This is a genomic window from Reichenbachiella sp. (assembly GCF_965223055.1).
GTDB lineage: Bacteria > Bacteroidota > Bacteroidia > Cytophagales > Cyclobacteriaceae > Reichenbachiella.
In genome coordinates, this window is the sequence record NZ_CBDCVM010000010.1 from 141,394 (window position 1) to 166,215 (window position 24,822).

At 38.7% G+C, this 24,822-nt stretch carries 22 protein-coding genes; 8 read left to right on the forward strand and 14 right to left on the reverse strand.

The genetic code is table 11. The features are described 5' to 3' along the window. Positions 1 to 17: 17 nt before the first annotated feature. The 4 genes from ACOQO5_RS08495 to ACOQO5_RS08510 form a co-directional block, all read right to left on the reverse strand. A complete protein-coding gene (locus ACOQO5_RS08495) occupies positions 18 to 758 on the reverse strand; it encodes a shikimate dehydrogenase family protein (protein WP_420581263.1) in 741 nt (246 codons plus the stop codon). Next, positions 755 to 1,708, reverse strand: coding sequence for a DUF368 domain-containing protein (locus ACOQO5_RS08500; protein WP_420581264.1), 954 nt, complete (start codon positions 1,706 to 1,708; stop codon positions 755 to 757). Before ACOQO5_RS08500 ends, ACOQO5_RS08495 begins: the two co-directional genes overlap by 4 nt. A gap of 17 nt (positions 1,709 to 1,725) precedes the next feature. Further along, positions 1,726 to 2,499 carry a phosphosulfolactate synthase gene (locus ACOQO5_RS08505; RefSeq protein ID WP_420581265.1) on the reverse strand — a complete coding sequence of 258 codons (774 nt, stop codon included), beginning with the start codon at positions 2,497 to 2,499 and terminating at the stop codon, positions 1,726 to 1,728. 116 nt (positions 2,500 to 2,615) lie between these two features. Then, entirely contained in the window at positions 2,616 to 4,010 is a 1,395-nt protein-coding gene (locus ACOQO5_RS08510; protein WP_420581266.1) for a tetratricopeptide repeat protein, read from the reverse strand. Positions 4,011 to 4,347: 337 nt separating this feature from the next. Between ACOQO5_RS08510 and ACOQO5_RS08515 the strand changes: the two genes are divergently transcribed. Together ACOQO5_RS08515 and ACOQO5_RS08520 are read left to right on the forward strand one after the other, a co-directional pair. Then, positions 4,348 to 5,481: a helix-turn-helix domain-containing protein gene (locus ACOQO5_RS08515; protein ID WP_420581267.1), complete on the forward strand. Its 1,134-nt coding sequence runs from the start codon at positions 4,348 to 4,350 to the stop codon at positions 5,479 to 5,481. 68 nt (positions 5,482 to 5,549) lie between these two features. Next, entirely contained in the window at positions 5,550 to 7,898 is a 2,349-nt protein-coding gene (locus ACOQO5_RS08520; RefSeq protein ID WP_420581268.1) for an FtsX-like permease family protein, read from the forward strand. Positions 7,899 to 7,953: 55 nt separating this feature from the next. Here ACOQO5_RS08520 and ACOQO5_RS08525 read toward each other — a convergent pair whose 3' ends face one another. The 10 genes from ACOQO5_RS08525 to miaB all read right to left on the reverse strand — a co-directional run bounded on the left by ACOQO5_RS08525 (position 7,954) and on the right by miaB (position 16,636). Next, positions 7,954 to 8,349, reverse strand: a complete 396-nt coding sequence (locus ACOQO5_RS08525; protein WP_420581269.1) for a DUF3127 domain-containing protein — start codon at positions 8,347 to 8,349, stop codon at positions 7,954 to 7,956. A gap of 280 nt (positions 8,350 to 8,629) precedes the next feature. Further along, a complete protein-coding gene (gene groL / locus ACOQO5_RS08530) occupies positions 8,630 to 10,267 on the reverse strand; it encodes a chaperonin GroEL (RefSeq protein ID WP_420581270.1) in 1,638 nt (545 codons plus the stop codon). A gap of 45 nt (positions 10,268 to 10,312) precedes the next feature. After that, positions 10,313 to 10,591: a co-chaperone GroES gene (locus ACOQO5_RS08535; protein WP_420581271.1), complete on the reverse strand. Its 279-nt coding sequence runs from the start codon at positions 10,589 to 10,591 to the stop codon at positions 10,313 to 10,315. 228 nt (positions 10,592 to 10,819) lie between these two features. Beyond that, entirely contained in the window at positions 10,820 to 11,197 is a 378-nt protein-coding gene (gene secG / locus ACOQO5_RS08540) for a preprotein translocase subunit SecG (protein WP_420581272.1), read from the reverse strand. Further along, positions 11,198 to 12,448 carry a hypothetical protein gene (locus ACOQO5_RS08545; protein WP_420581273.1) on the reverse strand — a complete coding sequence of 417 codons (1,251 nt, stop codon included), beginning with the start codon at positions 12,446 to 12,448 and terminating at the stop codon, positions 11,198 to 11,200. Between the two features lie 133 nt (positions 12,449 to 12,581). Next, positions 12,582 to 13,022 carry a hypothetical protein gene (locus ACOQO5_RS08550; protein ID WP_420581274.1) on the reverse strand — a complete coding sequence of 147 codons (441 nt, stop codon included), beginning with the start codon at positions 13,020 to 13,022 and terminating at the stop codon, positions 12,582 to 12,584. Beyond that, positions 12,949 to 13,335, reverse strand: coding sequence for a hypothetical protein (locus tag ACOQO5_RS08555; protein WP_420581275.1), 387 nt, complete (start codon positions 13,333 to 13,335; stop codon positions 12,949 to 12,951). The genes ACOQO5_RS08550 and ACOQO5_RS08555 overlap by 74 nt, the downstream gene beginning before the upstream one ends. A gap of 42 nt (positions 13,336 to 13,377) precedes the next feature. Further along, positions 13,378 to 13,905 carry an LPS assembly lipoprotein LptE gene (lptE, locus tag ACOQO5_RS08560; RefSeq protein ID WP_420581276.1) on the reverse strand — a complete coding sequence of 176 codons (528 nt, stop codon included), beginning with the start codon at positions 13,903 to 13,905 and terminating at the stop codon, positions 13,378 to 13,380. Then, the gene (locus ACOQO5_RS08565; RefSeq protein WP_420581277.1) at positions 13,889 to 15,166 is read right to left on the reverse strand and encodes a sigma-54 interaction domain-containing protein; all 1,278 of its coding nucleotides are present in this window, start codon (positions 15,164 to 15,166) and stop codon (positions 13,889 to 13,891) included. Before ACOQO5_RS08565 ends, lptE begins: the two co-directional genes overlap by 17 nt. A 12-nt stretch (positions 15,167 to 15,178) precedes the next feature. Next, on the reverse strand, positions 15,179 to 16,636 hold the full coding sequence (gene miaB, locus ACOQO5_RS08570; RefSeq protein WP_420581278.1) for a tRNA (N6-isopentenyl adenosine(37)-C2)-methylthiotransferase MiaB: 1,458 nt from the start codon (positions 16,634 to 16,636) through the stop codon (positions 15,179 to 15,181). Positions 16,637 to 16,938: 302 nt separating this feature from the next. Between miaB and ACOQO5_RS08575 the strand changes: the two genes are divergently transcribed. The 6 genes from ACOQO5_RS08575 (at position 16,939) to ACOQO5_RS08600 (ending at position 24,747) form a co-directional block, all read left to right on the forward strand. Next, the gene (locus ACOQO5_RS08575) at positions 16,939 to 19,374 is read left to right on the forward strand and encodes an ABC transporter permease (protein WP_420581279.1); all 2,436 of its coding nucleotides are present in this window, start codon (positions 16,939 to 16,941) and stop codon (positions 19,372 to 19,374) included. Positions 19,375 to 19,474: 100 nt separating this feature from the next. Next, complete coding sequence (locus tag ACOQO5_RS08580) at positions 19,475 to 19,948, forward strand: GNAT family N-acetyltransferase (RefSeq protein ID WP_420581280.1); 474 nt, start codon at positions 19,475 to 19,477, stop codon at positions 19,946 to 19,948. Further along, positions 19,945 to 21,171 (forward strand): sodium:proton antiporter, encoded by a 1,227-nt coding sequence (locus ACOQO5_RS08585; protein ID WP_420581281.1) that lies wholly within the window; start codon positions 19,945 to 19,947, stop codon positions 21,169 to 21,171. The genes ACOQO5_RS08580 and ACOQO5_RS08585 overlap by 4 nt, the downstream gene beginning before the upstream one ends. Before the next feature lie 16 nt (positions 21,172 to 21,187). Then, entirely contained in the window at positions 21,188 to 22,240 is a 1,053-nt protein-coding gene (locus ACOQO5_RS08590; RefSeq protein WP_420581282.1) for a formylglycine-generating enzyme family protein, read from the forward strand. Between the two features lie 164 nt (positions 22,241 to 22,404). Beyond that, complete coding sequence (locus ACOQO5_RS08595) at positions 22,405 to 23,196, forward strand: hypothetical protein (protein WP_420581283.1); 792 nt, start codon at positions 22,405 to 22,407, stop codon at positions 23,194 to 23,196. A 51-nt stretch (positions 23,197 to 23,247) separates the two neighbouring features. Continuing rightward, on the forward strand, positions 23,248 to 24,747 hold the full coding sequence (locus ACOQO5_RS08600; protein WP_420581284.1) for an arylsulfatase: 1,500 nt from the start codon (positions 23,248 to 23,250) through the stop codon (positions 24,745 to 24,747). The last annotated feature ends 75 nt before the right edge of the window (positions 24,748 to 24,822 follow it).

The following is a 24,822-nucleotide window of genomic DNA, read 5'->3' on the forward strand; positions in this document are numbered from 1 at the left end:
CTGGCGAGGAAAGATGACTAATCATTCCAAATTTTCCAAGAAGCTTCGGCCTGACCGATCAACATTTGATGGCCATTTTTGATTTGTGCTCCTTTATTTAACCCTTCTTGCAAGAAAGCTGTGACCTCAGGGTTATAAACTAAATCAAACAGAAGATGTTGATCTGAAAGTTGGTTATAAGGTAGAGCAGGCTTTGTTGCTACTTCAGGGTAGGTGCCTAGCGGTGTGGTGTTAATTATCAACTGATGTGTCTCTACCCAATTCTTAGCATTTAGATCCTCATAACTAATTGATTGATCGGATTTTTTTCTCGAAACAGATTGAAAAGGAATCTTCAAATCTGTAAGTGCTTTTTTGATCGCTTCGGAAGCGCCTCCAGTTCCCAATACTAGTGCCTTCTTACCCTCAAGATTCCAGCCTTCTTGCAGAGAGTTAATGAAACCTAGATAATCTGTGTTATACCCCTTAAGTTTTCCTTCCGCTAGTACTTTGATCGTGTTGACAGCACCGATGGCTTCAGCCTTAGGATCCAATTCATCTAAAAAGGCCATGACCTCTTTTTTGTATGGAATAGTTACGTTCAGGCCAGCTAGTGAATCCGAAAAGTGATCGATAAGGTTTTGAATTTCCGAAATTTCAGCCAACTCGAATAGCTTATAGTTGCTGTCTTCTATTCCTTCATTATCAAATTTATCCGTAAAGTATTTTTTGGAAAATGAGTGTTTTAAGGTTTTTCCGATAAGTCCGAATTGCCTCATGATTGTTTTTTTTCATTTGCTTTTTTTATGGCAAAAGCAATTTTCTCCATAATCACAACCATCATAAAACCAAGTGCCATAAAGAGTATGGCTTGTATGATCAAAGGCGATTGACCTGTTTCGGCCATGTAGTCTGTAGGAAGTAGGTTTCTTTCAAAGATTGGTTCTTGCTCACCGTTCGAATTAAACCTGAAAAGTTCTGCTTTTTTCCAGGGCCAAATTTTATTCAACGAGCCAATCATAAAGCCAGCCAATAAAGCGATGGCGTAGTTGTGAAATTTTTTTAAAAACCAGGCAATCAATCTGGAAAAGGTAAATAGGCCAACAATACAACCACTCCCAAATACAGCAATTACAGCTGTGTCAAGGTTTTTGAGGGCAGACATGATGTAAGCATATTTCCCTAATATCAGTAAGATGAAACTTCCAGAAATTCCAGGTAGTATCATGGCACAAATAGCTACTGCGCCACTAATAAATACAAACCATAGTTCGTTCGGGGTAGTGGAAGGAGTAACTACCGTAATCACATAGGCGATGACTATGCCACTAATACATGAAAGGGCCGTGATGAAGTTCCATTTTGTAATCTCCTTGGCTACGGATATGGACGAGATAATAATTAACCCAAAGAAAAATGACCAAATTTGGATAGGATGCTTGTCCAGAAGGAAAGTGATGATTTTTGCGAGTGAAACGGCACTTAGTAATATGCCGGATACCAGTGGCAATAGAAAAGATCCATTGACTTTACTCCAAAATTCTTTGAGTTTGAATGAGAACAAAAGTTTAAACGCCTCTGGATCAAACGAATTGATAGAGTTGAGAAGTTCTTCGTAGATACCAGTAATAAAAGCAATAGTACCACCGGAAACTCCAGGAACTACATCAGCACTACCCATGCCAATTCCTTTAAGGAATAACAAGCAATAATCTTTAAACGAACGCATAAGGTGGTTTTGCTATATTAAAGCTTGGCGTCACCATTGAGGAAGTAATCGAAAGTATCTCCTCTAAGTCCCAGTCGAAGCGTTTCTAATGGAATTACTTCGTTCGGGGCGATATTGCCAAGGTTTACGTTTGATCCCAATAGTTTGATGAAGTAAACCTGTTGAGATTTTTGAGGCGCTTCCCAGATCACTTTTTCCATTGGAATTTTCGTTAGAATCTCCTGAACCAGTCCAGACCTTACTTCTCCGTCTGATCTGAAAAGGCCTACATTTCCGCCTTCACGAGCTTCTCCGATTACTTTCCATGCACCAGCATCTAATTCTTTTTGCATTAATTCAATCCATTGATATGGAGGAATTATTTCAGCAGCATCTTTTGAGCCTACTTCAGAAAGGACAGTAACTTCTTTGGCCAATGTACTGATGTATTCACATTTTTTGGTGTGATCCAAAGTGATAGAGCCATCGGAAACCTCAGCATGCTTGATGTCATACTTTTCAAGAACCCTTCGGTAATCGTCAAATTGGTCTCTTATGATGAATGCTTCGAACAGCGTTCCACCCAAATAGACTGGTATACCTTCAGACTTATAGAAGTCTAATTTTTTTTGTAGGTTGTTGGTGACGTACGAAGTAGCCCATCCTAGTTTTATTATATCGATAGAATCCCCACAGGTTTCTAACATGTCTTCTGCCTGACGGACGCTTAAACCTTTGTCCATGACCATGGTGAATCCTTTTTCACGTGGTTTGACCGTTCTTTCAGGTATATTATTAAGGGTGTAATTCATTCTAAGTATTCAAATCGGAAATATAGCTGGTCTTATTTTTCAACCTGCAAATAAATTGATTATAGCCTTATTTGCAAAGGCTTTTTACGAATGATTTGGGGTAAGTGACTAATGTCTTATTTGTACTGCTGGATGATTTTGTACAGTGCCTTTTGGGTTTCTAGTTTTGGGAAGTGGTCATACAGAACGGTATGACCATCATAGTCCAAAAACAGTCCTTTTTCCAAGTAAGTGAAAGCCAACTTATATTGACCTTTTTCAATCAAATAGATTACAGCTTGATAGAATAGAGAGGCTTCATCTGGAAGTTCTTCCAGTCCGTCATGAATGATATTCATGGCTTGTTCGTGGTCACCTTGTTCATGATAGATCATCGACCATTTTTTCCATACCTCTACATTACCAGGGTCTAACTGACTCACTTCGTCGTAGGCATCTATACTGGATACTACATTGCCTACTTTGTATTCAGCTTCGGCCAATGCCATCCAATAATCTGCATTTTCTACACTTAGTTTGAGCGCTTTATTGAAAAAGTGAACTGCCTCGTACCATTTGTTTTGTTGTCCTAAACATATGCCGGTACAATACCACGCCTCATCGTAAAATTGATCCAGTTTAGTTGATTTTCTATAGTATCGTATGGCCAGGTCAAATTGTTCCATTTGTTCATAAACCGAACCAATGCTGAAATATATTTCAGGAGTAGGACCTTCTAACTCTAATGTAGTCTTGAACGCATTTAGACCCTGTTCATATTTTTTCAACATCATGAGGGAATTACCCATGTTGAAATATGCAGAGCTGTATTTTTCATCTATCGCCAGACAATACTCATAAGCATTGATTGACTCTTCATATTTTTCTAGCTTATTGTAAACTATGCCCAAATTGAACCAAGCGTATTCTGAATACGGATCCTTGTCAATAAACTCTTTATAGTAGGAAATGCTAGTTTCTAACTCTCCGGTTACATCTAGACAATAGGCGAGTTCATATAATGCGTTTTCATTGTTCAAATTCTCCTCTAGAGATTGCTTGAAGTAGGTAATTGCTTCTTTGTAGTCTCCTCGGTTTTGATAGGCAAGCCCTATACTGTAGAATATCTCATCTTTGTCATCAGATTGCTCTAGTGCTCGATCGAAACTTGCCAATGCATCATTGATATCACCATTTAGGATTTGTATGTTCCCTTTAATTAGAAAAATATCAGAATCGCCAGGGTGGAGGTTTCCAGCTTTTTCTAGGATATCTATGGCTATACCGTATTCTTGGAGGTTTGAATAAACCTGAGCTTTCAATACCATAAACTCGATCGCATATGGATACTGTTCTATGGCAAGGTTTGTGGCTTTTAGTGCCTTTCGATACTTATTGTTGTCAAGGTAAGTTTGGATGATAGACTCGTATTCATCTGAAGTAAAATAAAAGGCCTCTTTATTCTCACGAAACGATTCATACTTTTTTATAAGTTCTTTCTCCTCGTTTCGTTTTTTAAAATTCTCCTCCATTATCCGATAGCATTTGGTTGCAAAGATACTGAATGCTCCATCTGTAGCATCATTATCATTTATGAAATATACTCATTATGAATTAACAAAACTGTGGTATAGGTTGATTTTTGTAATGTTTTTCAATGAGATGGATGGTGCTTTCAATTGACATATTGAATGTATTATTTTGATAATCAGATAGATAAATACATTTTTGTGAATTTTTAGTTAAAATGTGAGGTTCTCTATTGATGATATGGTTTTGAAGAATTCGAATAAACCATTCTACTTAGGATAATTATCATCTAGGTTTGAATAAACCAAAGACCTAAATCTCGGAGTAATCGATCAATAAATGAGCGCTATAAATTTCATTGGAATTGGACTGGCTTTGTTTCTTTCCTTTCTTTTAATTCAAAAGAAAAAGAAAGGAACTTTTGATTTCATTTTATTGACTTGGTTAGTGCTAAACGCCATTCTACTTTTTTTTTATCATTTAAACTTCGAAGGAAGGACTGATCAGTGGGTGCCGGTTTTAATCGCGATGAGCCTGATTCCTTTTTTGCTTTCTCCATTACTTTTTATCTATGTATCATCTTTGGTGCAAGGAGAAAGGTTTTCTTGGTTTAAGCAGCTCATTCATTTTGTTCCATTTATAATGATGGTACTTTCCATGTGGTGGTTTTATTGGTTGCCCAGCGATAATCATGTAATCAAGGTGTCTAATGGGTATATTAATGTGAAAGGTCAAATACCATTTCATGTGAAACACTGGTCTTTGATCATGGCGTTTTCGGCTTTTATTTACCCCATTTTGTGTTTGATAAAAATTCTCCTACATCAATCAATTATTGTGAATGAGTTTTCCAGTTTAAAGGAAAAGACACTCAACTGGATGAAGTACTGGATAGTCATTGAGTTTATTGGCTTTTGGATTTCCTTTTTGATCATTATTGCAGGAGACATGGATATAGTAGATATTATTACTTCATTCAAAATCATATCTACACTTATTATTACAAACGTTTTTGTGATTGGTTATTTTGGTGTCAAACAATCAAATATTTTCATAGGTACTCAAGATGGGAGTTTCAGTCGTCAAGAAAGCAAAGAGAAATATCGTCATTCAAACCTGAGTCATTTGGCATCGGATGAATTAGTTCATGAACTCAACAACAAAATGCGATCAGAAAAACTGTATAGAAATCCAACACTGAGTGCAAATCAGGTTTCGGAATTTTTGGGAATAACTAAGCATCAGTTGTCAGAGTTGATCAATAAAAATACTTCCGGTAATTTCTATGAATATGTAAATCAATTTAGAATTGAGGAATTTAAGGAAAGAGTGAAGGGTGGAGAAGCTGACAATCTTTCTTTACTTGGACTGGCCTTTGATTGTGGTTTCAACTCTAAATCCACTTTCAATCACCTGTTTAAAAAATCCGAAGGTATTACGCCCTCACAATTTCGTAAACAATGCTTTCAATAAGTCCGAATTTATCGAATCGGACGAATCCTTAGTCTTATGCTCACAATTTTGATGTAAAACTCAGAATTATGTGGAAGAATTATTTACTCACTTCTATTCGAACGCTGAAAAAGCAGAAGTTCTATGTGCTCATCAATTTGCTCAGTTTGGCTATGGCATTTGCTCTTTGCACGATTGCATTTTTCAACTATATGTACAATGAGACTTATAACCATAGTTTCTTATCGTATAATTCGATTTACAAGATAAATGCAGAACAACTATCGCCTTCCTCGTCTAAAGATGTAGGAATCAGTCCAGTTGCATTGAAGGAAAACCTTCAGATCCAATTTCCTGAATTGAATATTGCAAGATATCATAGTGCAAGTGTAAGTGTAAGATTGGATGATAGGTTGTTCAAAGAGTCCGTGGGTTTTATTGACCCTGTATTTTTGGAAATCTTCAGATTGGATAAAAAACCAATTCAATTAGGAAGAGATGAAGTGATACTTACTGATGAAGTTGCGTTGAGGTTGTATGGTGCCACTGATATTGAGAATGAAATATTGTCTGTGCTATTCGCCAATGGCATGGAGCGGACTTTTCAAGTCAAAGCCGTCATTCCAGTGCCTAATGAAAACACAAGCTTCAAGTTTGCCATACTGCTTCCTATATCCCATTATTTGGATGCTGAGCATATTGCTTCCAACGATTGGAATTCCTGGATTAGTGGAACCTTCGTGAAAACGGAAACTGAGAATTTGCAAACACTAAGAAAAGCTATGAATGAGTATCTATCTGCTCAGAATAAATCGAACCCAGGGTTGACACTTACGACCTATCGATTAGACCGCTTAGCTGATTGGGCTCATTTTGAAAAAGAATTAAAAGGTGGAGGGTTTGGTGGAGTGTTGCATCCGGCATCAGTCATAGGTACCATCAGTTCAGCACTTGCCATTCTGCTTTTGGCGTGTTTCAATTTTTTCAATACGTCGATTGCTAATTCGGGAAAAAGGCTGAAAGAAATAAGTATGCGAAAGGTCATTGGAGGTAGACGCAAGGATATCATTATTCAGTTTATGGCTGAAAGTGCGCTTCAAGTGATTGCTGCTTTTATAATCTCATTATTTATAAGTAAAGCACTTATTGATCCATATAATGCCATGTTTAGTTTTGAATTGGTAGAATTTCAACCGGCTTACCTTCAGCCATATATTGTGTTTTCAGTTGGGATATGTGTGTTAACCATTTTGATTTCTGGAGCGTATCCAGCCTTTTATATAAGTAAGTTTCGCTCATTAGATATCCTGAAAAATAAGGCCAAATTCAAAGGGAATAGCCTATTCACTAAAGCATTGCTGACTATTCAGTTTTCGATTTGTGTGTATAACCTTTTCGCTTTAGGAGTTTTTGTAGAAAATGCCTACTACCAAGAATCGTTGGACCGAGGATATGAAGTGAGAAAATTCATCAATGTTCCAGTTCTATCCAATCAATTTGTACAGCTGAAAAATGAAGTATCGCAAACAACAGGATTCGACGTTGTTGTTGGTACAGATCAGCTGGTTGGTTTTTCAAATCAAGAAGTAGCCTTTATGCATGAAGGTGTAGAACACAGGATTGGAGAACTCAGCGTTGGAGCCAAATATTTAAGCACTTTGGGAGTGGAGTTTGTTGAAGGGGATGATTTTCAAGATAATCGATCTTCTAATGAACATACAGTCATAGTGAATCAAATGTTTAACAAACAACTAGGCGAGGATATGATGGGTAGTTGGATAACAGTCCGCGATAAAAAATACAGAGTCCAGGGAGTAACTCAAGATTTTAATCTTCAAAATATCATGCTGACCAATAAGATAAAACCAACCATATTCTTTTTTGCACCTGATTCGCTCAGCCAGTATTTGGTAGTAAAATCCGAGAGAACTATCATAAGTGAAGATCAGGATCGACTGGAGGAAATTTGGTACAGTATCTTTCCAGATCAGCTATATGAAGGGTTTTATCAGGAGAAAGTTTTTGAAAGTGAAAACAAAACCAATTTGATCATGATAAGAATTAATGTCTTTATTGCGATAGTTTCTATTTTGATTTCTATACTAGGTCTGTATGCCTTGATTTCTCTCACTATCCAACGTAGAATAAAAGAAATAGGAATTAGAAAGACTTTAGGTGCATCGTTTGGTCATGTGATTAATCTGTTGCTCAAAGAGCTCGGGTGGATGATGATCGTATCGATTGTAACGGGGCTGATTATGGGTACTTATTTCATTAATATGCTATTGAATATTATCTATGCCTATCATATTGAAATTGATTTTATAAACTACGTTTTCTCAATTGTTACCATACTTTTATCAGCTGCTATATCAATTGGATATAAAGTAGTTACTACAGCTAGAATGAATCCTGTAAATCAAATTCGTGTAGAATAGAAACAAAAAAGGCTCTTTGATTTAAACCAAAGAGCCCTTTTTAGATTTTTTATTTTCAAAAAGGTAAATCATCAGCTTCTCCGCTGTTGTCTGAGTTTAGCCATTCTGGCTCCGTAAGGTTAGCACCTGCTTCGTCTGTTTGGCCTTGAGCCGGAGCAGCACTCACATCATTGGCAGCACTAATTCTCCATGCTTGCAAAGAATTAAAGTAAACAACTTCTCCTTTTGGATTAGTCCATTTTCGACCTTTAAGGTTAAAAGCTATATTCATTTCCTGCCCGATATTGAAAGCATCCAATTGTTCACATTTGTCTTGTATCAATTCGAATTTGATAAACTCCGGATACTGCGGATTTTCAGCAAATTCAACAACAAATTCTCTCTTCTTGAAGCCACTAGCTCCGAAGGTAGCGGTTTCGTATTTCTCTAGCAGTTTAGCTTTAATTTCCATGGTGTGTTTTTTCTAAATGAATGGGCACAAAGATGTAAATTCAATTGGTAAACTTCAATGAAGTCTTTGAAATTTTGAAGGCAAAAAAAACTAATCATTTGATGAATGACATCGTATGGGACTTTAATAGTTGAGAATTAAACTGTATAGGAGGAAGATAGGATATATTATGTATATAGATATAAAAATTATAACATGAAAAAGCCATCCCACCCAGATAGCTATCGGGGCCGAGATGGCTTATTTATGATAAAATAGTCTGTCGACTATGGCTTCATGATTACATCATGCCTGGCATTCCGCCGCCGCCCATAGGAGGCATAGCTGGAGTTGCACCTTCTGGCTCAGGCTGATCAGATACTGCCGCTTCAGTAGTTAATAGCAATGAAGCGATTGAAGCTGCATTTTCTAGTGCCAAACGAGTCACTTTAGTAGGATCGATGATACCAGCTTCAAACATTGACCCGTAGGTGTCATTTGCGGCGTTGTATCCGTAGTCTTTCTTACCATCTTTCACGTTGTTCACCACTACAGAACCTTCTCCACCAGCATTAGCTACGATAGTTCTGAGCGGAGCTTCGATCGCAGATTTCACGATAGCAACACCAGTGTTCTGATCGTCGTTGTCAAGCGTCAAACCTTCCAAAGATTGTACGGCTCTGATAAGGGCTACGCCACCACCAGCTACGATACCTTCTTGTACGGCAGCTCTAGTTGCGTGCAAAGCATCGTCAACCAAATCCTTCTTTTCTTTCATTTCTACCTCAGTAGCTGCTCCGATATATAGGATAGCTACTCCACCAGAAAGCTTGGCTAATCTTTCTTGCAACTTCTCTTTGTCATAGTCAGAAGTTGTATTGTCGATTTGCTGCTTGATGTTGTTTACTCTAGCATCGATATCTTCTTTCTTGCCAGCACCATTTACGATTACAGTGTTGTCTTTGTCAATGTTTACTTTGTCAGCTGTACCTAAGTACTCCAAAGTAGCATTTTCCAATTTGTAACCTCTTTCTTCAGAAATTACAGTTCCACCAGTCAAGATCGCGATGTCTTCCAACATAGCTTTTCTTCTGTCTCCGAAACCAGGAGCTTTCACCGCTGCGATTTTCAGAGAACCTCTGATTTTGTTTACTACCAAAGTAGCCAAAGCTTCACCATCTACATCTTCAGAGATGATTACCAAAGGTTTTCCGGTTTGAGCTGTAGCTTCCAATACAGGAAGTAATTCTTTCATCGTAGAGATCTTCTTGTCGTAGATCAAGATGTAAGGATTTTCCATTTCTGCTTCCATTTTCTCTGTGTTGGTCACAAAGTATGGAGAAAGGTAACCTCTGTCGAACTGCATTCCTTCTACAGTTTTCACTTCAGTCTCAGTACCTTTTGCTTCTTCTACAGTGATTACACCATCTTTGCCTACCTTATCCATCGCGTCAGCGATCATCTTTCCAACTTCAGCATTGTTGTTGGCAGATACGGTAGCTACCTGAGCTACTTCGCTAGAGTCTTTGATTTCTTTAGACTGCTTTTTCAAGTTTTCAACAACAGCTGATACTGCTTTGTCGATACCTCTTTTGATGTCCATTGGGTTGGCACCAGCAGCTACGTTTTTGATTCCGTTAGCGAAGATTGCCTGAGTTAGAACAGTAGCAGTTGTAGTTCCGTCACCGGCATCGTCTGCAGTCTTAGAAGCAACTTCTTTTACCAATTGAGCTCCCATATTTTCGATTGGCTCACTCAGTTCAATTTCTTTGGCTACAGAAACCCCATCTTTTGTAATAGAAGGTGCACCAAATTTCTTATCAAGGATTACGTTTCTTCCTTTTGGACCTAAAGTCACTTTTACTGCGTCCGCCAATTGATCAACGCCTTTTTTAAGGCCTTCTCTTGCGTCGGTATTAAATACTATGTCTTTTGCCATTTTAAATGATCTTTAATATTCTAATTGAAAATAGGTTAATTGAAATTATAGTGTTCCGAATACATCAGAATTGCGCATGATGAGGTACTCAGCACCATCCAATGACAACTCAGTGCCAGAATACTTGCCGTAAAGCACTTTGTCTCCAACTTTTACTGTTACAGGTTTATCAGAGGTACCTTCACCAACAGCAACAACTACACCTTCTTGTGGTTTTTCTTTGGCAGTATCAGGAATGATGATACCAGAAGCTGTCTTTTCTTCTGCAGCAGCAGGTTCAACCAAAATTCTATCTTCGTTTGGTTTAAAGCTTACTTTTGACATGTTCTTATAAATTTTATTTGATTCTATAAATAAAGAAATTTCTTTCTCCTTATTAGCATTTCTTATGCCAAATCATCGACCTGTCAAAAAGTCGGTCAAACTAGCAGGAAAAGTGACAAGAGTGGGGGAGTGGTGCATTTTCTCTGACAAGATTGCTTCAAAAATGAGCACAAAAAAAGTCCTGAACTTTAGGTTCAGGACTTCAACATTTTCATAATGTGCTGAAGACTACTCTTCGCTGTCAGTATCTTCTACTTCTAATACTTCGTCCAGACCTTCTGCATCACCTCCTTCAGCATCCAAATCTAAGTTAGGAGCGATTGTTTTTTCTTGTGCGCTTTCTATGTTTGGGCTTGCAAACTCTTCACCTGCTCTTGATTCAGTGATTAAGAATTTCGTAGAAAGGGTTAAGGAAATTAAAGCAATAGCCAATCCCCAAGTTAGTTTTTCTAACAAATCACCAGTTTTCTTTACTCCCATCAATTGAGAAGTACCTGATCCGCCAAACTGGCTAGTCAATCCACCACCCTTTGAGTTTTGGGCTAAAACAACTAATACTAGCACTACTGCCACAAAAACTATCAATACAACAATCGTAGTAAACATCTATTTCTTATTTAATTTTTCAATTTGAGACGCAAAGTAAGCCTTTTTTTGAGGATTTTTCAAAATTAATTTTTGATAGATGTCAATGGCCTTTTCGACCTTGCCTTGACTAACGAGAATAGTTGCTAAATTTTCTGTAATCAAGTGATCAGGAAAGGAGTCGTAGCGTGCTGCAAGATCCTCAACAGGGCCATCATCCTGTTTTTTATCCTTTGAAACTTGAATGGTGGGATTCAACTCTATGAATGAATCAATGATATTAGATTGGTCTTCAACGCTCTTTCTGGCTTTTTTACCAGACCCACCTACTTCTTTAGGTTTTTTTTTTTCTGACGAAGAATCGTCGTCTTTTTTTGTGGATTTTTTTGCAGTTGTTTTCTTCTTTGTTTTAGAACCTAACGTTGCAGACATCCTAAATTTTGGAGCAGTCTTTTTAGCGGGTACTTTCTTTGTTGGCTCCTTTTTAGTTTTAGACTCAGCTTTTGAGCTGGTGTCCTTTTTAGCGGCGGTAGTTTTTGCCGCTGTCTTTTTGGCTACTTGTTTCTTTTCGGCCTCTTTCTTTTTTGTCGCTGTCGTCTTTTTTACCGCAGAGGCTTTCTTAGTTGATGAAGCTTTCTTGCTTGTAGCAGTTGCTTTTACTTCTTTCTTTTCAGTCTTTGATGCACTGGTTTTCTTGGTGGTTTTAGAAGTCGTGCTTTTCGTGGTTTCTTTTTTCGCAGACTTTGATTTAGTCGTGCTTTTTACTGCGGTTTTTTTAGATGTGGGCTTGGTTTCTTTTACCTCCTCAGCAGCTTTCGATTTTGTCTCAGTTTTCTTTGTTGCTGTTTTGGTGCCTGTTTTTTTAACCTTATCTTTAGTGAATTTTGTTCCTCTCTTGAGAACACCCAATCTAAATTTCTTACCTGTCTTAGAACTTCCAGGTGTCAATTTGAGCTCCTGAATTTCCTTATCGATTTGGTCAAGCTCTTCCTCAGTTTCTTCGGTCGACTTATCAGAATCAGTATCAATGCTGATGGCTAATTCGATATCTTCTGCTGGTTCATTTTGCGTTTGATCAGCAACCTCGCTTATTTCTTCTTTAGTTTCGGAATCCTGAGGTTGTTCTTCTATTACAATAGGATCATCCTTTATTTCTGTTTCTTGAATTTCTTGAATTTCAGTTTCTGGGGTTTCTGGCTTTTGAACCTCAATAGACTGTTCTATTTCTTCAACAGATTCGTCTTTTTCTTCGGGAGAAGAACTTTCTTCCACTGAGGACTCTGCGTCTACAATAGCTGTGAGTTCATCAGAAGAAATGGTAGGAATGGATTCTTTTGGTTTTTCTGTGGTCTTAGGTTTTTCTTTTATGTCTTCAGCAACAGGCTCCTCTTTAACCTCTTCAATTTCAGATGTTGTGTCCTTTTTGTTTTTTCCCTTTCTCAGTAATCTCAGATAGTGCTTTCGAGATAGATTCTTCTTCAGCTTCTATTTCTTCAGCCACCTGATTTTTCAGCTTTTCAACTTCATCTACTTTTGTATTCTCTTCAGGAGTTACCTCTTTTGGTTCTTTTAATTCTTCTTTTTCTCGGTTAGCTCTGTCGATGTTTGGGCAATTGGTTCTTCTTCTGGAGTCGGGACTTTTTCCTGCAGGAACTTCAGGTTGAGAAGTTAAAGTCTGAGAAGCATGTGGATCTTCAATTACAATTTCCTCGGGGTGCTTTTTGTCATAATCAAGATAGTGTTCTCGGCTTGCCTTCCACTTTTCTAGATTTTCATAAATTTCTTTTACCAGCGCACTTTTGTTCTTCTTCTGTGTTGTGCGTAGGTGCTTTTCTTGGGGTTCCAACAGTAGGTGGTGTGGTTCTTTTTTCAGGTGAGGCAGGTTTAGCTGGGGTAGGAGCAGTTGTACTGGCTTGAGTAAACTTTATTTGCCCAAGAATATAATGCTTGAAGATATTCCTATTAGTCGCATAAATGGCTGCAGTGCTCATCTTTTTGGCTGCATTAGGCTTTTTAAGTCTTCTGCTTGCCCTTGCCACAATGCTGTGACCATTTTGGAAAAATGGATTTGCTTTAACCAGGGTCTCCAGTTCTACAAAATCTGCCTCTGATATCTTTTCAGGGGCTTTCATCAACTCTAGAAGTGTTAGCTTATTCAAGGATGGCTCTCAGTTATGCGTAAGCGATAAAGATAACAAAATTTACCAATTGGCAACAGAAGAGTTGAAAATATCAAGAATGATTTGGTCGAAGATTTCATTTACATATTCTTCTTCATTGGCAGACAAATCCTCTCTGTTTTGGTCAAAGTCTTTGAAGAACGAAAAAGTTTGATCGAAATCAAATTGATCATCTTCCAGGTTGGTGTAGGTAGCCGAGACATATATGGTAATTCGCGTCAGGCTTGTGAGGTCTACCTGACTGGGGTCTTCATTGGCAGAAACAGCTACTGGAGTCAAGGTATAGTTATCGATGCTTCCTTCGAGTTGTAAGTCTCCTTCTCCGTCAACCAGTGTAAGGCTTGTGTTTCTAAGGTAGTAGTCCTTTATTTTCTCTGTAAAGAGAGGGCTCATGTTAGAAGGCCCCAAAGGGGAGTTATTATAAAAAGTTTGAATGGAAATAGTTTCAACCGTTGGTGAAATGGATGCACCGGTGAATGAGTACACTCCGCAAGAAGTATTCATTAGGGCAAAAGACATGAAAATGAATATACTAGTCTTCCAATTCATAGTGTTTGATTTTTCTATACAATGTTCGTTCAGAAATACCTAAATCCTGAGCGGCATACTTTCTTTTATTTCTGTTTTTTCTTAATGCCCTAATAATCAATTCCTTTTCTTTTTTCTCAATAGAGAGTGAATCGTCTTGCTCTGTTTCATGAGCGATGTCTTCTACCTTATCCGTGTCAAAATCTTGGTAATCATCCTGACTAAGAATTACGGGTGAATTAATAGGGTCTTCACTGAAATCAGCAAATTGCTCATCTTTCAGTTCCATATTACTAAACAGTTTGCCGTGCTCCTTCATGATTTCAGCCTGGTCTGTACTGTCTCCGGCATTCTGAAGTACAAGTTTTTTGAGATCATTCATATCCTGTTTCATGTCAAACAGGATCTTGTATAGAATGTCACGTTCAGTAAATCCGTCGCTTGAACCTTCTCCCTGAGCTTTTTTATCTAGCAGCGCAGGAAGATTGCTTGTATTTTGTGGAAGGTATTTTTTTAAGGTTTCTTCATCAAGGGTTCTGTTCATTTCGAGTACCGATATCTGCTCGGCGAGATTTTTGAGTTGGCGAATATTTCCAGGAAATCGGAATCTCATCAGAGCTTCCTTGGCTCCTTCAGTTAGCTTGATAGGGTCTACATGGTACTGTTCACCAAAATCGTAAGCAAATTTTCTAAATAGCAATTCTATGTCTGCACCTCGTTCACGAAGTGCCGGAACGTAAATTGGAACTGTATTTAATCTATAATATAAGTCCTCTCTGAACTTGTTGTTTTCTACGGCAGAAATCAAGTTGACATTTGTCGCTGCTAATACGCGAACATTAGTCTTTTGAACCTTTGAGGATCCTACTTTGATGAATTCTCCATTTTCAAGAACACGAAGTAATCGAGCTTGCGTACTCATCGGCATTTCACCAATTTCATCCAGAAAGATGGTTCCGCCATCTGTTACCTCAAAGTAACCTTTTCTAGCTTCGTGCGCTCCGGTAAAGGACCCTTTTTCATGACCAAACAATTCAGAATCGATGGTTCCTTCAGGAATCGCACCACAGTTGACTGCGATGAATTGCCCGTGCTTTCTCTTGCTTAGTGAATGAATGATTTTTGAGAATGATTCTTTACCACTTCCACTTTCGCCTGTGATCAATACACTCATGTCCGTAGGCGCGACTTGCGCGGCTACATTGATGGCCTGATTGAGCAATTGCGAATTGCCAATGATACCAAAGCGCTGTTTGATGGATTGTATTTCCGATTCTTTCACTTGGGAGTAGGTTTAGTTTTCGACCACTGAGGCTAGTAGAGTACCTGTGGTTACTTCATTCACTCTGACGTTGACGTATTCACCTTTTTTGTGATTACCAGCATCGAATACAGCTACACGGTTACAGGTGGTTCTGCCTTGCAATTGTTTGTCTGATCTTTTAGAGAATCCTTCAATTAAGACTTTATAAGTATTGCCAATAGTTCTTTTGTTTCTTTCGATGGATAGTTCTCTTTGAAGGTTGATCACTTCAGTCAACCTTCGTTTTTTAATATCCATTGGGATATCATCTTCATATTTCTTTTCGGCCAGCGTACCAGGACGCTCAGAGTAGAAGAACATATAAGAGTAATCATACTTCACATACTCCATCAATGATAAGGTGTCCTTATGCTCTTCTTCAGTTTCTCCGCAAAAGCCAGAGATCATATCACTTGATATGGCGCAATCCTCACCCAAAATCTCTTTGATTCGATCAATTTTTCCAATGTACCAATCTCTATCATAAGTACGATTCATTCTCTCCAGGATTCTTGAGTTTCCACTTTGGGCTGGGAAGTGGATGTACTTGCACAGATTGTCGTATTTCTTCATCGTGTAGAGTACATCGTCTGTAATATCCTTTGGATGGGAAGTGGCAAATCGGACTCTCAACTCAGGACTTACTTTAGCCACCATTTCTAGCAAATTGGCAAAATTGACTATATCAGCACTGTCAATTTTTTCAAGTCGGGCTTTGTTATTTTGTTCAGCTGACCATTTATAAGAGTCCACATTTTGGCCCAACAACGTGACTTCTCTATAGCCTTTGTCGAATAAGTCCTGCGCTTCTTTCACCACGGAGAATGGATCTCTGCTTCTTTCACGTCCTCGAGTAAATGGAACTACACAGAAAGAGCACATATTATCGCAACCTCTCATAATTGAGATGAAGGCCGTCACACCATTAGAATTTAATCGAACTGGAGTAATGTCGTCGTAAGTTTCCTCTCTGGATAAGAAAGTATTGACCGCTTTTTGGCCTGTACTTACCTCATCGAGCATGTTAGGCAGTTCTCTGTAAGCATCCGGGCCTACTACCAAATCCACAATCTTTTCTTCTTCCAGTAGTTTGGACTTCAGTCTTTCGGCCATACAGCCCAATACACCAATCACTAATTCTGGATTTTTCTTTTTGTATTGGTTGATTTCACTCAGTCGATTTCTGACTGTTGTTTCTGCCTTTTCACGAATTGAACAAGTGTTGAGAAAAGTGACATCAGCTTCTTCAATGGAGGAAGTGGTAGTGTAACCTTCCTTCTTTAAGATGGAAGATACAATTTCACTATCTGAGAAGTTCATTTGACAGCCATAGCTTTCTATATAAAGCTTCTTTTGACCCACGTTATTCTCATCCTTTGTAATATTTACAACCTCACAACTTTCTTGTGTGTTGTCCAAAATATCAATGTCGCCAATAATCTCTTTCACTTGTAATAAATTTTTGAGAACGCAAAGATAGAATAAATGCGACAAAATGTCAGTCCTTCTTATAAGCATAATACAATTTATTCGAAGACATGGATTCTGGTCGAAGTCACTGATGTTTGAGTTTATTGCAAAACCTTTGAAAAGGACTGTGAATCTTATTGCCAAACTGAAACAATATTTTTTTTAGCGAATAAGTAACTGCTTGAGTATAAGTGTAGTCTAATGGGAAATAATAAACCCGATGCAACCCTTCTTTTAGGATATGCATCTTGGTTGTATTATGAACTCAAAACTCAAAGGTCATGCTCAAAAACTTTATCAACATTGCATTTAGAAACTTATTAAAACATAAGTTTTATTCCCTGCTCAATATTCTGGGTCTATCTATTGGCTTATCCTGCTTTATGGTCATTTCACTTTTTGTGATTGACGAATTTTCCTATGATAAGTTTCATGATGATTCGGATAATATCTATCGAATGGACTTTGCTGCTAAGCTCAATGGCTCAGATCATGTTTCTGCCAAGGTAGGCGCACCTGCTGCACAAGCTTTGCTGAATGATTATCCGATTGTAAAGGACGCCATCAGAATGTCTGCCACTGGAAATTGGTTTATCAAAGAAAAAGGCTTTGAAAAAACTTTTAAGGAAGAGCATGTGCTCATGGCAGATTCAAACTTCTTCTCATTCTTTACTGTACCGATGATTCATGGAAATCCTAAAACAGCTTTGGTAAGGCCTAATACTTTGGTGATGGATCAGACCACGGCCAAAAAAATGTTTGGAGATAACAATCCAGTAGGCAGAACGCTAGTTTTGGATAACACCACAGATTATGAAGTTACTGGTGTGTATGAGGACTTACCGAAAAACTCTCATTTTCGACAGAATATCATTCTTTCAGTTGCCAGTTTTCCAGGAAGGGCTAAAAGTACAAATTGGGTGAATACTGCTTTTAATACTTATATCAAATTCCAGGAGGGAATGGACTCGGAACAACTGGAGAAAAACTTCCCTGAGTTGATCGAGAAATATATAGGTCCATTAATTCAGAAATTTTTCGGTCAGTCTTTGACTGAATTTAAGGAAGCCGGCAATAATGTGGGTTTTTCACTTTTTCCTATGGAAATGATCCACCTTCATTCGGATAAGGATGGAGATCTGGCTCCAAATAGTGATATCAGTTACATTTATATTTTCTCGGCTGTCGCTATTTTCATCTTGCTTTTAGCCTGTATCAATTTTATGAATTTAGCCACGGCAAGGTCAGCGAGTAGGGCGAAGGAAGTAGGGGTGCGAAAGGTGATGGGTGCACTGAAAAATCAATTGGTTTCTCAATTTATTGCTGAGGCACTGGTCATAAGTTTTTTCTCTTTTTTGATAGCTTATCTATTGACTATGGTTTTCCTGCCATCGTTCAACGAACTCGCATCTAAAGAATTAGTCATCGCTCAGCTTTTTAACGGATCGTATGTCTTACTGATGATTGGTATCATGCTAGTTGTGGGATTATTCGCTGGAAGTTATCCCGCTTTCTATCTATCGAGATTTCAACCTGCTGAAGTGCTGAAAGGCAAAGTAAAACTCGGAATGAAGAGTGGTGCATTGCGAAGTCTGTTAGTAGTTTTTCAGTTTAGTATATCAATTGTTCTTATGATCGGCACGGCGGTGGTTTTCGATCAGCTTTCGTTTATCCAGAATAAAAAGTTAGGGTTTAATAAAGATCAAATTCTCATGGTCGAAGATGCGTGGATTTTGGATCAGAAAGTGGAAACTTTCAAAACAGAGGTCAAGAGAAATATTAATGTGGAAAATGCTACGGTAGCCAGCTTTACTCCGGTTGGAGGAAATGATAATAGTGACTTATTTTTCAAGAGCCCGTCAGCAGAAGCTGATCAAAGTTTGGTGACAAACAAAGCTAGAGTAGATCATGACTTTTTGGAGACCCTGGGTATTGAAATGGCAGAAGGAAGATTCTTCTCTCGGGAGTTTTTGTCCGATAGCAATGCTGTGGTGATCAATAAGGCGGCTGTTAAAATGTTTGGTTATAAAAACCCGATTGGAGATAAGATATATACGTATGGAGGCAGTCAGCAAGAGCCAGAAGTTATTGCACTAAAAATTATCGGCGTGATGGAGGATTTTCATTACAAATCACTACGAGATAATATAACCCCTTTAATTTTCTCTTTGGGTAGAAGTACAGGATTTGCCATATTCAAGGTCAATACTCAGAATATTCAACAGACCATCTCAGATATCGAGCGGACGTGGTCGGAAGTTGCTCCTGGTCAACCATTTACCTACAGCTTCATGGATCAGAAATTTGATAGCATGTATGAAGCCGAACAAAAAATAGGACAGATTTTTACTGTATTTGCCATATTAGGCATATTGATAGCTTGTTTGGGGTTGTTTGGTCTAGCATCCTTCACTGCCGAACAAAAAACCAAGGAGATAGGTATCAGAAAAGCATTGGGAGCATCCATTGCTGGAATCGTCTTTATGCTGTCCAAAAATTTCATCAAGCTGGTGGCTGTAGCTTTCGTACTAGCCATGCCTGCAGCTTATTTCGCGATGGGTTATTGGTTGGAGGATTTTGCCTATAGGACAGAAATTAAAGCAGTGACTTTTATTGGAATTGGAATTTTGGCCTTTGCTATCGCGTGGCTGACCATGGGATTCCAATCGTGGAAAGCAGCAAGACTTAATCCGGTAAAGTCCCTGAGAGAAGAATAAGCATTGATTTCAAGTTGAGTTTTAAGCCGTGCCGGAGGGCACGGCTTTCTTTTTGTTTTTTACTAAACCAATTGTACTATTTTGCATAAAAAAACAATACTTGGAAGTACGAAAAAAACAGAAGCTAGAGTCCGGAGACATCAACACTTCCAAGATGCTTTGGGAGTTGTTTCAAAAGTCCTACAAAGTGGAAGCAGAATTAGTGGCAGTAAAAGATTTTCCGCCACTACGCAGAACAGTTAAGGATTTTCAAAAAAGTAAGACAGAGTTTTTTGGTATTTTGGTCAATGGAAAATTGGCTGCCGCTATCGAAATAGTTTATCAAAAATTAGAGTTAGAGATTTGGAGTTTAGTGGTGGATCCAGCTTATTTTAGACAAGGCCTTGCGAAAGAATTGTTAATTTTTACTGAAGAGAAATTTAAACCTGAACGGAGTACAGTAGAGACTGCAGCCATTAATTACCCCGCCATAAAATTATATCAGCAGCATGGGTTTGTTTTAGTGGAGCAATGGATGACTTCATTTGATATTGAAAAAGTAAAATTGGTTAAGCGAAAAACCAACCTTATATGACTACAGCGATAATAATTACATTCTGCACCTTATTACTGGTGGCATACCTGTTCAACCTTTCATCAGCACGAACGAAAGTGCCCTCAGTGATTTTGTTGTTAATCTTAGGGTGGGCCCTCAAAAGAGGGGTGGAGTACTTTGAGATTAACGTGCCTGATTTAGCAGCTATACTGCCTGTTTTGGCTACGGCCGGGTTGATTTTAATCGTATTGGAAGGCTCGCTTGAGTTACGTTTGAATAAATCTAAAATTCCACTCATAAAGCAGTCTGTTCTTGGGGCGCTTGTGCCTATGCTAGGCCTTTCTTTGCTGCTAGCTTATGTGTTTTCCTTGATAGGAGAATACTCTTTATTGAGGTGTTTGACCAACACTGTACCCTTATGTATCATTAGTAGTGCCATTGCAGTTCCTAGCGTTTCAAACCTTTCAGAATTTGATCGAGAATTTGTGATATATGAAAGTAGTTTATCAGATATACTTGGTGTTTTATTTTTCAATTTTGTTGTGCTTTACGACAGTATTGGAGCGTCTTCATTCGGTCATTTCAGCATTCAATTGGTGGCGATCATTATTATTTCTTTTGTGGCTACTTTGGGATTGGCCTTGCTTATTCGAAGAATAGATCACCATGTTAAGTTTATTCCGATCATTTTGTTGGTGATATTGATTTACACAATCTTAAAAATATATCATCTGCCGGCATTGATTTTTATTTTGATTTTCGGGTTGTTCATTGGCAACGTGAACCAACTTCGCTGGTTTGCATGGATTGATAGACTGAAACTCGATGTTTTAGAGACTGAAAGTGTCAAATTTAAAGATTTGACCATTGAACTTGCGTTTTTGGTCAGAGCCTTATTCTTTATTCTTTTTGGCTTTTTGTTAGAGACATCCGAGATATTAAACCTTCAAACCTTGATATGGTCGGTTGGAATAGTAGCTTTGTTTTTTCTTGTAAGAAGTATTCAGTTGAAAATATCTAGACTTCCGTTTAAACCACTTTTGTTTGTGGCACCTCGTGGTTTGATCACCATCTTATTATTTTTGAATGTGCCACTTACTCAGCAAATACCATGGGTAAACAATTCTTTGATCATTCAGATTATTTTATTAACTGCTGTAGTGATGGCCGTCGGGATAATGACAACAGATACAGAAGAGGAGGAGGAATTTGAAACTGTAGATGAGTCCTCGATAGAACAAAAAAAATTATCAAATTCGTAAAATTACAAAGCATAGAATGAAGAGATTCACAGTAGCCTTACTTGCCATTGGAGTGATAGCATGTACCTCGAAAGATTCCAATCATAAGAATACTAACCTTCAAAAAGAGACGGATGCTGAAACCCCTGTAGGTATGGTGTTTATCCCTGGAGGGACATTTGTGATGGGAAATGAAGGTGAAGAAGCCACCGCCATAGAAGGGCCTGAATTTGCTGTGGAGCTCTCTGGATTTTATATGGATGAGACCGAAGTAACTAATACTCAATTTCAAAAATTTGTAGATGCTACTGGATATAAAACTGTAGCAGAAAGGCCAGTGGACTGGGAAGATCTCAAAAAGCAATTACCTGCAGGCGTTGAAAAACCTGCCGATTCTTTGTTGCAACCCGGGTCATTGATTTTTGCACCCATTCCAAATGTAACAAACCTCTACGACATCTCTCAATGGTGGGCTTGGCAGATAGGAACAGATTGGAAGCATCCTTATGGCCCAGGAAGCGACATAGTGGGCAAAGGAAATCACCCTGTAGTACATATGGCTCATGAGGATGCTGAAGCTTACGCAAAATGGGCGGGCAAAAGATTGCCTACTGAAGCGGAGTGGGAATATGCCAGTCGAGCTGGTTCGCAACTTCCTTTTGCCTGGGGCGAAGAACTCACTCCAGCTGGTCAGTTCTTAGCTAATTTTTTTCAAGGTACGTTTCCAGGTGGAAACTCCAAGCAGGATGGTTTCGAAAAATCTGCTCCAGTAAAAAGTTATCCTCCTAATGCCTACGGATTATATGACATGATAGGCAATGTTTGGGAATGGACCAGTGATTGGTATCGACCGGACAGTCATTTACAAAGTAAAAAAAAGGCAATTACTATATGTCGTAATCCAACGGGTCCGGAATCTAGTTATGACCCTAGAGAACCACAAGTGCCCAAGCGAGTAATCAAGGGTGGTTCTTTTTTGTGCAGTGATCAGTACTGTAGCAATTATCGTCCAAGCGCTAGAATGGCAACGGCTATTGATTCTGGGCAGGAACATTTAGGGTTTAGATGTGTGATTAGCGTGAAGGACTAGTTATGGCTACATGAACGTTACGGTAGTGTTATCTTTTTAACCTCTCTATAGATATTTGGATTCATGTTTTTTACTTATCAAACTATTTATTAATTTGTTTGATAAGTGAAATTGGTATTTGGCCAGTTCATAGTACAAACCTAAACGCTAAAATGACTTTTTGTTTGAGATTTATTTCTCTTGTATGGTTTTTGTCAATCTCTTCCTTAGGATTGGCTCAAGAGAAGGAGGAAGCAGGAGGGGCTGCCCAAGCGAATAACCCTCTGGCCAATATGACGGCCCTCAATTTTCATAATTATTATATGCCAAAGTTGAATGATGCACCTAATGATGCTTACCTCAATACTTCTTGGATTCGCTTTGCTAAACCGTTAAGTAAAGGAAAATTATTGCTCCGAGTTTCTGTGCCACTAAGCACGGTAGCCATTCCGGATGATACCAGAACAGTGAATGCTGAAAATGGTTTAGGAGATATCAATGCTTTTATGTCCTACAATTTTATTTCAAAACCAAATGCGACAGTAGGTATAGGTCCAATGATATCAGCTCCGACTGCTTCGGCGGATGCTTTGGGCACTGGCAAGTGGCAAGCGGGATTGGCATTCGTGGCCTTTGTGGTTAAATCTCCACAATTTCAATTAGGCGGATTGATTACATGGCAAACTTCTGTAGGTGGTGATGCGGATCGAGCTGATACCAATAATGCGGCAGTTCAGCCTTTCTATTTCTGGCAACTTGGTAAAGGAACCTATCTAAGAGGGGCTCCTATATGGTATTTTGATATAGAAAATGAATCCTATGCTGTGCCAATTGGCTTGGGAATCGGCAAAGTTATTAAAGTTGGAAACACCGTATTCAATTGCTTCATAGAACCACAGTACTCCATGCTTCACAAAGGAACGCAGCCACAGCTTCAACTTTTTACAGGTATCAATTTGCAATTTGTCAATCCTTAAGTAAGGAGTTGTATTCAAAACATTTAATCATAATCAACTAATAATTATCCTATGAAAAATAAATCAACACTACTTCTGATCGCCTTGTTCACGCTTTGCGTGCCATTGGCAAAAGGACAGAAAAATAAGAAACCCAATATATTGGTGATTTGGGGCGATGATATTGGATGGTTCAATGTCGGGTTTAATAATAATGGAATGATGGGATATAAAACACCCAATATTGATCGAATCGCAAAAGAAGGAGCGATTTTCACCGATTGGTATGCGCAGCAATCCTGTACTGCTGGCCGCGCAGCATTCATATTAGGACAACATCCATTTAGAACCGGACTATTGACTATTGGAATGCCTGGTGCTAAGCAAGGAATCAAAGACAATCAGCCTACCATAGCAGAATTACTGAAGCCACATGGATACGTTTCTGGTCAGTTTGGAAAAAATCACTTAGGTGATAGAGATGAACACCTTCCAACTAATCATGGGTTTGATGAATTCTATGGTAACCTTTATCACTTGAATGCTGAAGAAGAGCCCGAGGGATATTACTATCCAAAAGATCCTGAATTCAGAAAAAAATATGGTCCTCGAGGTGTGATCAAAAGCTCAGCTGATGGCAGAATTCAAGATACGGGACCATTGACAAAGAAACGCATGGAGACTGCCGATGAAGAATTTACCAATGCCGCAATTGCATTCATTGAAAAAGCCAATGCTGATGGAAAGCCATTCTTTGTTTGGTTGAGTGCAACTCGTATGCATGTCTGGACACATTTGAAAGAAGAGAGTGTTGGGGTGACGGGCATTGGTTTGTATGCAGATGGCATGGCGGAGCACGACAAGGCTGTTGGTAAAGTGCTAGACAAATTGGAAGAATTGGGTATTATTGATGATACCATAATTATGTATTCTACTGATAATGGTGCTGAGAAATTTACATGGCCTGACGGTGGAACGACTCCGTTTGCAGGAGAAAAGGGCACTACCTGGGAAGGCGGTTTTAGAGCGCCTTGTGCTATTCGTTGGCCTGGTGTTATCAAACCAGGATCAGTGTATAACGATATATTCTCACACGAAGACATGATGCCAACGTTGGTGGCAGCAGCAGGCGAACCTAAGGTGAAAGAAAAGTTATTGAAAGGTTATAAGGCCAATGGCAAGACATTCAATTGCCACTTGGATGGATATAACTTGATGCCTTATTTCAAGGGTGAAACAACTGAAGGACCAAGAAAGGAAATATTCTATTTCGATGCAGGTGGCAATTTGAATGCTATTCGATATAATAATTGGAAGCTCCATTTTACTTTTATGGAAGGCTCGATCAACGAAGCCTATCGCAAGAGCCCAAGCTGGCCTTTGGTCATCAATTTGAGAGCAGATCCATTTGAAGTGTCATGGAAGGCAGCCCTTTATACGAAGTGGTATGGCGAAAACATGTGGCTGTTTGTACCAGCCAAGAATATGCTGGAAAATTCTTGTCGACATTTAAGGATTATCCTCCAGTTCAAGGGTCGTCCTTGTCGATCGACAAAGTCGTGCAGAGTATGACTTCACATCCCAAGGGTCAGTAATAAATATAGTATTAGGGCATCCATTCGATGCCCTAATTTATTATCAAAAGAA